This window comes from Synergistaceae bacterium (genome assembly GCA_012521675.1).
Lineage (GTDB): Bacteria > Synergistota > Synergistia > Synergistales > Aminobacteriaceae > JAAYLU01.
The window spans coordinates 1-11,759 of record JAAYLU010000023.1 but is presented as its reverse complement, the minus strand read 5'-3'; the positions used below and the strand labels follow the sequence as shown (position 1 = coordinate 11,759).

Below are 11,759 nucleotides of genomic sequence, written 5' to 3'. Positions count from 1 at the left end.
CTTTGAGTCAATTTAATTTTCCAAGATAATTAAGAGAAAAAACCCTATTCCTCGGTCCCGCCGACGGGGAGATCTCGATTCAGCCCCTCCAGGAAGACTCCGAGCGCTCTGGAGGCCGCCGCGGCAACTATCTCGCACCTCTTGGCCTTGTTCCGTATCCTGCCCTCGGGCCTCGGCATTATGCCAAGGTTCATGTTCATGGGCTGAAAACGATCGGGGTTAGCGTCCGCAAGGTAGTGCAGCAGCGAGCCGATAGCGGTCTCCCTCGGCCAGTCAGGGAAGGGCGTCCCACGTACGAGAGCGGCCGCGTTTAGTGCGGCGACACAGCCCATGGCGGTGCTCTCGACGTACCCCTCCACCCCGGTTATCTGTCCGGCGAGGAAGAGATCCTCCCTACCTCCGCGAAACCTCAGCCTGCCGTCGAGCACCGCCGGGGAGTTGACGTAGATGTTGCGGTGCATGACCCCAAGGCGTGCAAACTCCGCTTTCTCCAGCCCGGGGATCATGCGGAAGACCTTCTCCTGCTCCCCCCATCTCAGATTGGTCTGGAAGCCGACGAGGTTGTATAGGGTTCCCTCGCGGTTATCCTGGCGAAGCTGCACCACGGCCCACGCCTCCCTGCCCGTGTCCGGCAGGGGCAGGCCGACGGGTCGCATGGGCCCGAAGCGCAGGGTGTCCAAGCCGCGAGAGGCCATTACCTCCACCGGCAGGCAACCCTCGAAGAATGAGGGGGAGTCCTCGAAGTCGTGAGGTTTTGCTCTTTCCGCGGAGACCAGCGCGCGCCAGAAGGCCTCGTACTCCTCGCGGGTGAAGGGGCAGTTGATATAGTCGTCCTCCTGGCCCCACCGACCGGCGCGGAAGGCCCTAGACATGTCTATCGAGTCGACCGTTACCACCGGGGCTACCGCGTCGAAGAAGGCCAGGTGATCGGCGCCCGCCAGCCTCTTCAGCTCGTCGGCCAGAGGCGGCGAGGTCAGGGGTCCGCTTGCGATGATCGCGGGCCCCCCGGGCGGGGCCGCGAGCTCCTTTCGAATAACCCTCACGCCTGGCATATCGCCCAGCCTGTCGGAAACTTTTTCCGAGAAGCTGTCTCGGTCCACCGCCAGAGCCTTGCCCGCCGGAACGCGGGAGTCATCCGCGCAGGAGAGTATCAAACTGTCGAGCCTCCTTAGCTCTTCCTTGAGGATGCCGGCCGGGCTGGTCGGCCCGTCCGCACCGAGCGAGTTGCTGCATACTATCTCTGCAAGCAGGCCGGTGGTGTGGGCGGGGGTGGTCTTCTCCGGCCGCATCTCGTAGAGATCGACCGGTATGCCTCGGCGCGCCAGCTGCCAGGCCGCCTCGGCGCCCGCGAGCCCTCCACCGACTATCGATACGAGGCTACTCATCGCCGTCCGCCTTCTCCTTCGGTCGGGTAAAGCCGCACTTAGGGCACTCCTCGGTCTTGGTTCCCTTCATGAACAGGTGGACGCCGCACTGGGGGCACTTCTCGCCCGACGGCGGGCCCCACGAGACGAAGTCACAGTCCGGGTAGCGGGAACAACCGTAAAAGACTTTCCCCTTGCGGCTTCTGCGCTTGACCACGTCTCCCTCGCCGCACTTGGGACAGACCGCGCCCGTCTTGGTGAGTTTGGGCTTTGTGAACTTGCACTCGGGGTAGCCGGTGCAGGCTATGAACTCGCCGAAGCGCCCGTTCTTTATCACCAGGGGCTTTCCGCACTCGGGGCAGTCCTCCCCGGTGGGCTCGGGCGGCGGCAGCTTCTCAGCCGGGGCCTTCTCGGCCTCCTGCATAGCGCTGGTGAAGGCACTCCACATACCCTCGAGCACAGCGACGCCGGAGGCCTTGTTCCCCTCTATGCCGTCAAGCCTCTCCTCCATGTCGGCGGTGAACTTGGTGTCGACTATTGCCGAGGGACTCTTCTCGTCGAAGTACTTTCTTAGGAAAGAGTCCACCGTCATGCCAAGGCTTGTAGGCTGGATGCGCCTGTCGTCGCCTCGAACGGTGTAGCCTCGGTCGTACAGAGTCTCTACGATGCTGGCGTAGGTGGACGGCCGTCCCACGCCCTCCTCCTCCAACACCTTGATCAGGGTAGCCTCGGAGTAGCGGGCCGGGGGGCGGGTAAACTTCTGCTCCCGCTCGATCTCCTCCACTCCCAGGGGCTCTCCCGGTTTCGCGGGCGAGATGGCCTCCCCCTTGAGGTCGATAGGCCAGACGGCGCTCCATCCGGGGAATACGAGCGACTCGCCGAGCTGCCTCATGCCGGCCTTCCCGGCCTCCGCCTTCAGGGTCGCGTTGGCCACCTTCGCCTTGGTCATCTGAGAGGCGACGAACCTTCGCCATATAAGCGAGTAGACCTTCATCTGGTCGCCGGAGAGAACGCCCTCGAGGCTGTTCGGTGCGATCCCCACGTCCGTGGGGCGTATCGCCTCGTGCGCGTCCTGTGACCTGCCCTTTGACGCATGTTCGTTTGCCTTCGTAGGTAGATAGCCCTTGCCGTAGGAGGAGGATATGTAGGCTCTGCAGGCTGCGACCGCCTCCGGGGCTATCCTCAGGCTGTCGGTGCGCATGTAGGTGATGAGCCCGGTCGGCCCTCTGTCGGGGATGGAGACCCCCTCGAAGAGCTCCTGGGCCACTCTCATGGTCCTGCGCGGCGACATGCCGTTCCTGCGGGCGGACTCCTGCTGAAGGGTGCTGGTCTTGAAGGGGGCGGGCGCCGCGCGCGCCGTCTCCCGTACCTTGAAATCCGTCACGGAGAGGGGCGACTTGCGAATCTCCTCTGCTATCTCGTCCGCGAATTCCGCCGAGTCTATCAGAAGGGATTTGCCCTCCTTCCAGAGGTTCTTTCCGCCGAACGAGTCGACTTTAAGGGCATAGCTTCTGCCGTCCGAGGCCTTCGCAAGGACGAGGATGTTCCAGTACTCCTTCGGGACGAAGCCCTCTATCGCCCTTTCCTTGGCGCAGACCAGCGCCAGGGCCACCGACTGAACCCTGCCGGCGGAAAGACCCCGGCGGATTTTCTTCCATAGCAGGGGGCTGAGGGTGTAGCCCACCAGCCGGTCGAGGATGCGGCGCGTCTGCTGCGCCTCGACCTTGTTCATGTCGACCGGCTCGGGGCGATCCAGGGCCTCTTTCACCGCGGAGGGCGTCATCTCGTAGATCCTGACGCGGCACTCGTCCTCGGGCGGGATGCCCAGCAGCTCGGCCAAGTGCCAGGCTATGGCCTCCCCCTCCCGGTCCGGGTCGGACGCGAGCAGCACCCGGGAGGCCTTCTTGGCCGAGGCCACGAGCTCGTTCTTCAGCTTGGCCTTGCCCTTGACAAGTATGTACTCCGGGGTGAACCCGTTCTCGACGTCGATCGCAAGGCGGCTCTTTGGCAGGTCCCTGATGTGCCCGACGCTGGACTTGACGACGTACTTCGGGCCCAGTATCTTGGTCAGGGTCTTTGCCTTGGTAGGGGACTCGACTATGACGAGCTTCTTTTTCGCCCCGTCGGAGGCGCCCGTCCTGGTCTTCTTATTTCCCTTGGGCGCGTCCTTCTTCGCGCCTCTCCTCCCGGAGGGCTTCAAGGCCTTCGTTTCCTCCGCCTTGGAGACATCCTCTTTACGCGGCATCCTTCGGACCTTTCCTCAGCAGAGGGTGCAGCTTGCCGGATACAGCCTCTCCGACGCGGTCCCGGGTATCTCGAAGGAGCAGTCGTCCAGCAGTGCGTCGACGAGACAGGCTAACAGAGGCGCGTCGACCGTCGAGTTCTTCAAACGTGCAAGAGAGACGGCCTCGAGGATAGCCCTCTCGGTCACCTCGAACGGGATCTCCTCGGTTATCAAATAGTGGTATACGGCGGCCTGGGCATCCGGCGCCAGGTACCTGCGCTCAAGGTCGTGCAGCACTCTCTTGAATCCGCAGGGCGGCAGTGTGCGTCGGCCGTGCCTTGATGAGTGATTATTAGTGGACAACAGGTTCCATCCTTTCCCGATTCGGTTTTATTCACTTCGGCGTCGAGCTCCATCGGCCCGGTCCCGCCTGAAAGACTTGCCCCGCGGCCATGAGAGCGGCGAGGCTTGAAAAAACGTCAGCGGGAGTCATTTTACCTTCAACGGCCAGGTTGTCAACAGTTCTGTCGCCCGATTTTTCCAAAAGGCAAAGAATTCTTTGTTCTTTTTCGGACAAGACCGCTGTATTCCTGTCGTCCGGTGGAAGGTCGCAAAAGAGGGAGAGCTGCCGGTTGAACGTCAACGATATGAAGTCCGGTATGGAGACGAGCGGCGTAGCCCCGTCGTATATCAGGCGATTCGACCCCTCGCAGGTTCCTTCGTTGATCCTCCCCGGCACGGCCCACACCTCGCGCCCCAGCTCGAGCGCCAGCCGGGCCGTAATCATGGCGCCGCTCCTGACAGGCGCCTCCACCACCACGAGCGGCCTGGCAAAAGACGCGATGATCCTGTTCCTCTCGGGAAAGCGCCACTGTTTCGGCCCCGAGCCGAGCGGGTACTCCGACAGCAGTGTTCCCTCGCCCCCGGCAAGCCGTTCGAAGAGAGGCTCGTGCCCCCGAGGGTAGGCGACGTCCACCCCCGTGCCGAGCACCGCCGTGCTTGCCCCGCCGACGGAGAGGCATCCCTCGTGCGCCGCCCTGTCTATGCCCGCCGCTCCTCCGCTGACGACCGTCCCACCGGCGTCGGCCACCGCTCGGCCTATCTCGAAGGCGGCGCGCGACCCGTACTGGGAGCAGCGCCTGGTGCCGACGACCGACACGAACGGACCCCGCATGGGCCATTCGCCTGCGACGTAGAGAAGACGAGGGGAGTCCGGCTGTCCGGACAGATCCTTCGGCCACGAGTCGTCTCGGAAGGCTACCAAACGCACGCCGAGCCCATCGGCGCGCTCCGCCTCCTCCTCGGGCCAAGAGGACTCGCACAAGGTCCGGAGCGAGTCGATCACGGACTGGGAGCAGCCGAGGCGCCTCCACAGGGGCGGTCCCTCCTGCCACAGGGCCTCCGGCGGCAGACCCTCGGACTCAATCGCGCTCCACAGGCGCGATGCGGGGGCGCCAGAAGCCGATATAAGCAACAGGGCTCGGAGCAGAGGACTCATCGGAAGGCGCCTCCGTCTCGGTAGGCTATCGCCTCGCCGACGTGCGGGACTTCGACCCTTTCGCTGCCCGCCAGGTCGGCTATCGTGCGAGCCACCTTCAGCACGCGGCTGATTCCCCTGCCCGACAGGCGCAGGTTTCCCGCCATGGACGACAGAAAGGGGCGCACGTCGGACGACAGGAGCAGGTTGCGCTTTATCACCCGCTCCGGGAGCTCCGCGTTGCACGAAAATCCCAGGTCGGCCCACCTGTCCCTCTGTATCTCCCTGGCGGCTCTGACCCTGACCGCTATCGCCTCGCTGCCCTCGCCCCCGGCATCCTCCACCGCAACAAGCTCCTCCGGCAGCAGGCGAGGCACGGAGACGTGAAGGTCTATTCGGTCGAGTATGGGGCCGGAGATCTTGCGGCGGTATCGCTCCCGCTCTACGTGCGAGCAGACGCACTGCTGGACGGGATCCCCGTCCCAGCCGCACTGGCAGGGGTTGGCAGCAACCACGAGCAGGACGCGGCACGGGTATAGAGCGGAGCCTGACGCCCTGCTCACCGTGATCACACCATCCTCCAGAGGCTGTCGCAGCCCTTCGAGCAGATCGCGGCGGAACTCGGGGAACTCGTCGAGGAAGAGCACGCCCCTGTGGGCGAGGCTGACCTCGCCCGGGCGCAGGTTAGCCCCGCCTCCGCAGATCGAGACAGTGCTGGCCGTGTGGTGCACGGATCGGAAAGGAGGCTCGAGGCTTCCCTCGAAGAGGTGTCCAAGGGTGCTGCGCACCAGGGTGGCCTCAAGCAGCTCCTCGTGCGAAAGCGGCGGCAGTATACCGCGCAGCGCCCGGGCCAGCAGGGTCTTTCCGCTGCCGGGCGAACCTATGAGCAGGATGTTGTGATGTCCGGCCGCTGCTATCTCCAGCGCCCTCCTCGCCCCGGCCTGCCCCCGTATGTCGGCGAAGTCCGGGTCGGGACGAATGCGATGCTCTCCTGGCTCGTACTCGGGCACGGGGGGCAGGGACGTCTCCCCGCGAAAGAAGGCGAACAGGTCGGCGAGGTTATCGACCGTGTAGGCCTCGCACCCCTTGACCAGTGAGATCTCCTCGGCATTGTCGGCGGGGGCGAAGAGCGGTACTCCCGTTTCTCGGGCCAGTATCGCGGCCCCCACCGCGCCTCTGACACCCCGCAGCCTGCCGTCGAGCGCGAGCTCTCCCAGGAAGATGCCCCTCGGGACGGGCGGGATGTGCCCCATCGCGGAGGCTATGCCGATCGCTATGGGAAGGTCGAGAACAGCCCCCTCCTTGGGTAGGTCGGCGGGGGCCAGGTTGACGGCCACCCTTCCCTTCACCGCCATGTCAAGACGGCGCAACGCCGCACGCACCCTCTCTCTTGATTCACGCACGGCCGCGTCCGGCAGGCCGACGATCGAGATGGAGAAGAGCCCACCGGCTATCTCCACCTCCACCTCGACGCTCACCGCCTCTATGCCGCGGAGGGTTATGCCCTGGACGGAGCTCACGTGCGCCACCTCCCGTAGGTTATGTCCTCGAACCTCTCTATCTCCGGCTTGTCCTCGTGCAGGGTTACGGCGACCAGGTCTATCCTCCAGGGGCCGTCCCAATCGATATGCTCCATGTATATACGCCCTGCGCGGACCAGCCTGCCTATCTTCCTGGGGCCGACGGACTCCTCCGCCGTCTGCATCCACCCCGGCGACCTGGTTCGCACCTCCACGACGACGAGCTCGTCGTCGTCGCGGGCGACTATGTCGAGCTCGCCTCCCCTGAAGCGGACGTTGCGCTCCAGTATCGTCCAGCCCAGGTCGCACAGGTAGGAGGCGGCCAATTCCTCGCCCCGAACTCCGGTCCGCAGGTGTTCCGCCGTCATATACTCTCTCCCTTGTCAAGTTTGTAGACGAACGCCAGGACCTTGGCCACCGCCTCGTAGAGCTCCCCGGGGATCTCCTCCCCAAGTTCCAGGACGAGCAGGGCGCTGACCAGGGCGGCATCCTCCACCACCGGGACGTCCGCCTGCCTGGCGATCTCGATTATCCTCTCCGCGATGAATCCCTCTCCGGATGCGAGCAGCCTCGGGGCATCGTCTGTCTTCTGGTCGTACTGGACGGCGGCCGCCTTGGCGCGTTTCTTTCCCTGCCGGGTCATGCCGTCACGTCCAACCCCCGCCCCGGCGTGCGCAGCCTTCGCACGCCGTGAGCGACCGCCACGTTCTGAAGGACGAGCGGGATTCCCTCCAGTTCACGTCTCAGGTGGCGCGCGCGCCTGCTCAGCTCCACGTACGCCGGCTCGCGCTCCGCCCTGAGTATGACGCTGAGCGACGTCCCGTCCGTCTCCACGACGCCGGACACCGGTCCGAGCCTGTCGCCCTCCATGTCGAACGAGACGGACCAGAGGGACTTGCCCCCCCGCCTGGAGACGCCCGCCGATACCCTGGCGTTAAGGGGCTTGGACTCCTCGCCCGCCGGCAGGAATGCCCCGGCGAGAAACGACGGGTCCACACCCTCGCGCGCGGGGGACGAGAGCAGACCGTGCCCTCGAAGGAAGTCCGACAGTTCGTCTCTGCCCGCAAGCAGCGAGCGCACGGCCTTGCGCGGGTCGTCCCCTCGGGAGAGGCGATCGCGCAGCTCCGTCCTGGTCCTTTTCCACAGCTCCGACGTCTTTTTCTCGTCGAGAGACAGGTACCATGAGAGAAGCTGCACATTGGCCTCGGTCATGGGAAGTCCGCGGGCCCAAAGCTCCGCCAACGGGGCGAGCTGCCCGGGAAGTGCACCCATGCCGAGCCACGCGGTACGGATGGACGCCAGGGCCTTGGGGTCGAGGGAGAGGCCGCGTGACAGCAGCGCTCCTGCGACATCCCTGTCGTCGGCTGACAGCCTGCCCAGCAGAGCCAGCTCCTCCTCCGAGAGGCGAAGAACGGGTACCTCGCCGGAGGAATCCCATATCGCCCTGAAGCGCTGCCCGACCAACATCTGGATGTTGGCCTGCGCGAGCAGAGTCCTTCCCTCCACGTTTACGAGGTACGAACCCTCCTCGCGCGCGGCGAGCACCGTGCCTCTCACCACCGCGCCGTCAGGGATAGGCGGCTGCTGCCTGACTGGCTGCTGCGGCCTGTCGGCATCTATTCGGGGCTGCTGGGAGTCCGGCAGGTTCGGGCGGATCTGCGGCCCGCTAACGTTGGATATGCTCATAGGCGCGACCTCCATGTGAAGCTGCGTCTGTGGACCGGGGAAGGCCCGTGCAAAAGCAGCGCGGCTCTGTGCTCCCCGGTCGGGTACCCCTTGTTCTTCGCCAGTTTGTACTGGGGGTAGACCGAATCAAGGGCCCTCATCGCCCGGTCCCGCAGCACCTTGGCGACCACCGAGGCGGCGGCGACCTGGGGATGCAGCGAGTCCGCCTTCGGGACGGCCCTCGCGGGGAAGAGCAGGCCGGGCGGCGTGATAGTCCCGTCCACTATGACCTCGTCGAACACCGGCGGAAGCCTGGCCAGGCTGCGCGCCATCGCCCACAGTGTGGCGCGCAGGATGTTCATCCCGTCGATCCTGATGTGGGTGGCGGCCTGCGCCCGCCAGACCACCCGGAGTTCGTTCATCCTGTCGAACAGGAGCTCCCTCCTGCGGGCGGTCAGCTTTTTCGAGTCGGCCAGGCCGAGGGAGAGGAGCTCGGACGCCTGTTCGTCGGTCAGCACCACCGATGCGGCCAAGACGGGACCGCAAAGAGGGCCTCTCCCGGCCTCGTCCGTTCCGGCTATCCTATCGCAGCCTTCCGGCGTCACATCGGCGCCTCCGGCGTCTCCAGGGTCACTCGGCCCAGGCGCCCGGTCGAGAAGGCGTCTAGCAGGCGCTTCGCCGCCGCAGTCATGTCGACCCCGCCGCCCGCGACCAGGCAGCCCAGCCGCCTTCCGACGGCCTCCAGCACCTCCAGGTCGGCGAGTTCCTCCGGGGCGGAGATGTTCCACTTTCCCTCGACGATCCCCCAAAACCCCCTGCTGCGAAGAAACGAGACAAGGTCGAGCGCAGCGCTCTCTATGCCGATAACCTCGGCCTTGCTGCAGCCGAGCCACGCCAGCTTCAGCTGCACGGAGGCATCCGCTTTCGGATCGAGAATACCGGGCGAGTCCACCGCGAGAATCCCCTTGCCTTTGTACCACGAGACACCGCGCGTTATCCCCGGAATTCCACCGACCTTGGCGGACGACTTGCCCACGAGCGCGTTCAGCAGCATGGACTTTCCCACGTTGGGGATGCCGACCACTGCCAGCCTGACCTCCCTGTGGGAGGGGGCGAAGAGGGCCAGATCTTTTCGGATGCGGTCGACCTTCGGCCTCAACAGGTTCTGCGCCCAGGCGGAGACTCCGAACTCCCCGAAGTAAGAGAGCCACCGTGCGGTGGCTCTTTCGTCCGCGAGGTCCTGTTTCGAGAGGACGACCGCCACCGGGCAGACTCCTGAAAGATCCTCCATCAGCGGGGACGAGGTAAGTTCCGGCGCCCTCGCGTCCCTCACCTCGATGATCATGTCGAGTTTCCCGGCGAGCTCGGCGAGCAGCCTCTTTCCCTTCGCCATGTGACCGGGATACCAGACGGTGCGCGACATCAGTCCACCAACCCGATCCTGTTCAGCGGCCAGTAGCGGAAGAAGACCGGGCCTCGAATGTTCTGCTTCGGGACGAAGCCCCAAAAACGGCTGTCCTGCGAGTTCGGCCTATTGTCCCCCATAGCGAAGTAGGAGTCGTCGGGTATCCTTACCGGGACCTCGCGAAAGACAGGCCCGACGGCGAGCGAGAAGTGGTCGTGGTTCTTGACATATTCCTCCTGTATCGGCTGCCCATCGATATATACAACGCCGTTGCGCACCTCCAGCATCTCGCCCGGAAGACCGATTATCCGCTTTACGAAGTCGCGCTTCGGGTCGACCGGGTATTTGAAGACGAAGAGCTGTCCCCTCTCCGGATTCTGCAGATGGTACCAGAACTTCGCCACCAGTACCCTGTCGCCGACCTCCAGTGTCGGTATCATTGATCCGCTGGGGATCCAGAAGGCCTGCACCACGAACGTGCGCAGGATCAGGGCAAGGACCAGGGCCCAGATGATAGTCTCGATGGTCTCGCGCCACCAAGGTTTTGCCGCCGCCATACAATGACCTCCATTTCTAAGTGGATGAGCAGATGCGAAAAAAAGGCGATTATTATCCCACCCGATCCTTTATACCTCTATCGGGCGATAGATTCAATCCTGCGGGCGAAGAAAAGACGCCGAGCGCGGGGGCGGGGCGGTTACGGCGGCGAGGAGGTGACCGAGATCCGCATGAAGGGGGAGACGATGATGTATGCTTCGGTCAGGAAGCTTTTTCTGGGCACCTTCGACGCCCCCACCCTGATCGTCAAGGCGGGAGTAAGAGTGTTCCACACCGGGGAGTATCGGCACCTGGATTGATCCACGGCGTGGTTCAGAAAGTACGCCTTCCCCCCGCTGTTGAACGTCTCTTTCCGGGCGTCCGCCCAGTAGACGACGATTTTCGTGTTGGAGATGTACGGCAGGACCTCCAAATCAAAGCCCCTCTTCGACAGCAGAGCCCTGTGGTGCACCCTCTGCAGCCAGGAGGCCGCCCTTTCGGCCTCCCGCCTGGTGGTCTCCGGCGAGGGCGAACCGAAGAGGTTTGCCCCTCCGAGCGCCAGGGCCCCGAAGAGAGCCCCGGATATGCACAGCGCCACCAGGAGCTCCACGAGGGAAAAGGCCAAAGAGGGGGCTTCCTTCCGGAGGCCCCCTTTCGACCGGATACTGTCCTTTGCCCTACTTCGCCACTGCCTCGTAGCCAAGTCTGAGGACCTTCATATTGGCATCCTCGAACTTGGCGGGCGACAGGGACTTCACCGCGGCTTCGGTATCCTCGAACGACGGTGCACCGATCCCGGCAGCGCTCATGGCCCCCATCAGGAGCACGTTCAAGAAGAGGAAGTTACCCCCCATGTGCTCCTTGAGGATGCTGTATCCCTCCAGCGGGAAGAGGGAGATCCGTCGCTGCTCGAGGAACTCCTTAAGCTTCTCGTTCTCGAACGCGGCCTTGTCGTGCACATTGACCACGAAGGCACCGCCCTCTCTCAGGAAGTGAAGGTTGCGGATCCCCTCGTTCTGGTCAAAGGCGAGGAGCACGTCGGCCTCCCCGGCCCTCACCAGCGGGCTGATGAAGTCGCCGGTCTTGAAGTGGCTTATCACGGAGCCGCCCCTCTGGGCCATCCCGTGGACCTCGCTGCCCGTGACGCGCTGTTCCTTCGCAAGCGCCACCGCGCCCAGCACCCTTCCGGAGAAGAGTATCCCCTGGCCGCCTATACCCACTATGATGTACTGCATCTTACTCCACCCCCCCGGAAGTCGCGAGGATCGCTCCGTGCGGGCATACGGACACGCAGACACCGCACGACACGCAGAACCGTTCGTCTATGTACGCCTTGCCGGTCTCCTCGGAGAAGACGAGCCCGGGGCAGTTGAAGAAGTTAATGCAGAACTTGCAGCCTATGCACTTCTCCGGGTCGACATTGACCGGGATCGACGGCTGTTCAGGGCGCAGCAGCATGCACGGGTGCCTGAAGATGAGCACCGCGGGCTCGCCCTTGGTCTTGGCGTGCTCCCATGCCTCCTTCACCGCCGCCTTGCCCGCGGCGACGTCGTAGGCCTCTATCGTC

Annotated in this window: 14 protein-coding genes; all 14 read right to left on the bottom strand. The window is 64.4% G+C overall.

Translation table 11 applies throughout. The annotated features are described in order from the left end of the window. Window positions 1–44: 44 nt before the first annotated feature. Window positions 45–1,385, bottom strand: coding sequence for a methylenetetrahydrofolate--tRNA-(uracil(54)-C(5))-methyltransferase (FADH(2)-oxidizing) TrmFO (locus GX181_02560; protein ID NLM70830.1), 1,341 nt, complete (start codon window positions 1,383–1,385; stop codon window positions 45–47). Next, entirely contained in the window at window positions 1,378–3,609 is a 2,232-nt protein-coding gene (gene topA / locus GX181_02555; GenBank protein NLM70829.1) for a type I DNA topoisomerase, read from the bottom strand. The genes GX181_02560 and topA overlap by 8 nt, the downstream gene beginning before the upstream one ends. Window positions 3,610–3,624: 15 nt before the next feature. Beyond that, window positions 3,625–3,951 (bottom strand): hypothetical protein, encoded by a 327-nt coding sequence (locus tag GX181_02550; protein NLM70828.1) that lies wholly within the window; start codon window positions 3,949–3,951, stop codon window positions 3,625–3,627. A 31-nt stretch (window positions 3,952–3,982) separates the two neighbouring features. Then, a complete protein-coding gene (gene dprA, locus GX181_02545) occupies window positions 3,983–5,086 on the bottom strand; it encodes a DNA-protecting protein DprA (GenBank protein ID NLM70827.1) in 1,104 nt (367 codons plus the stop codon). Continuing rightward, the gene (locus GX181_02540) at window positions 5,083–6,585 is read right to left on the bottom strand and encodes a YifB family Mg chelatase-like AAA ATPase (GenBank protein ID NLM70826.1); all 1,503 of its coding nucleotides are present in this window, start codon (window positions 6,583–6,585) and stop codon (window positions 5,083–5,085) included. The genes dprA and GX181_02540 overlap by 4 nt, the downstream gene beginning before the upstream one ends. Continuing rightward, entirely contained in the window at window positions 6,582–6,953 is a 372-nt protein-coding gene (locus GX181_02535; protein ID NLM70825.1) for a YraN family protein, read from the bottom strand. Before GX181_02535 ends, GX181_02540 begins: the two co-directional genes overlap by 4 nt. Then, window positions 6,950–7,228, bottom strand: a complete 279-nt coding sequence (locus GX181_02530) for a flagellar biosynthesis (GenBank protein ID NLM70824.1) — start codon at window positions 7,226–7,228, stop codon at window positions 6,950–6,952. Before GX181_02530 ends, GX181_02535 begins: the two co-directional genes overlap by 4 nt. Then, window positions 7,225–8,271 carry a flagellar hook-length control protein FliK gene (locus tag GX181_02525; protein NLM70823.1) on the bottom strand — a complete coding sequence of 349 codons (1,047 nt, stop codon included), beginning with the start codon at window positions 8,269–8,271 and terminating at the stop codon, window positions 7,225–7,227. The genes GX181_02530 and GX181_02525 overlap by 4 nt, the downstream gene beginning before the upstream one ends. Further along, a complete protein-coding gene (locus GX181_02520) occupies window positions 8,268–8,855 on the bottom strand; it encodes a ribonuclease HII (GenBank protein ID NLM70822.1) in 588 nt (195 codons plus the stop codon). Before GX181_02520 ends, GX181_02525 begins: the two co-directional genes overlap by 4 nt. Further along, window positions 8,852–9,676 carry a ribosome biogenesis GTP-binding protein gene (locus GX181_02515; protein ID NLM70821.1) on the bottom strand — a complete coding sequence of 275 codons (825 nt, stop codon included), beginning with the start codon at window positions 9,674–9,676 and terminating at the stop codon, window positions 8,852–8,854. The genes GX181_02520 and GX181_02515 overlap by 4 nt, the downstream gene beginning before the upstream one ends. Continuing rightward, entirely contained in the window at window positions 9,673–10,212 is a 540-nt protein-coding gene (gene lepB, locus GX181_02510; protein ID NLM70820.1) for a signal peptidase I, read from the bottom strand. The genes GX181_02515 and lepB overlap by 4 nt, the downstream gene beginning before the upstream one ends. Window positions 10,213–10,352: 140 nt before the next feature. Further along, entirely contained in the window at window positions 10,353–10,817 is a 465-nt protein-coding gene (locus GX181_02505) for a hypothetical protein (protein NLM70819.1), read from the bottom strand. Between the two features lie 52 nt (window positions 10,818–10,869). Further along, entirely contained in the window at window positions 10,870–11,427 is a 558-nt protein-coding gene (locus GX181_02500) for an indolepyruvate ferredoxin oxidoreductase (GenBank protein ID NLM70818.1), read from the bottom strand. 1 nt (window position 11,428) lies between these two features. Continuing rightward, window positions 11,429–11,759, bottom strand: a 331-nt coding sequence (locus tag GX181_02495) for a 4Fe-4S binding protein (GenBank protein ID NLM70817.1), incomplete at its 5' end; no start/stop codon positions are given.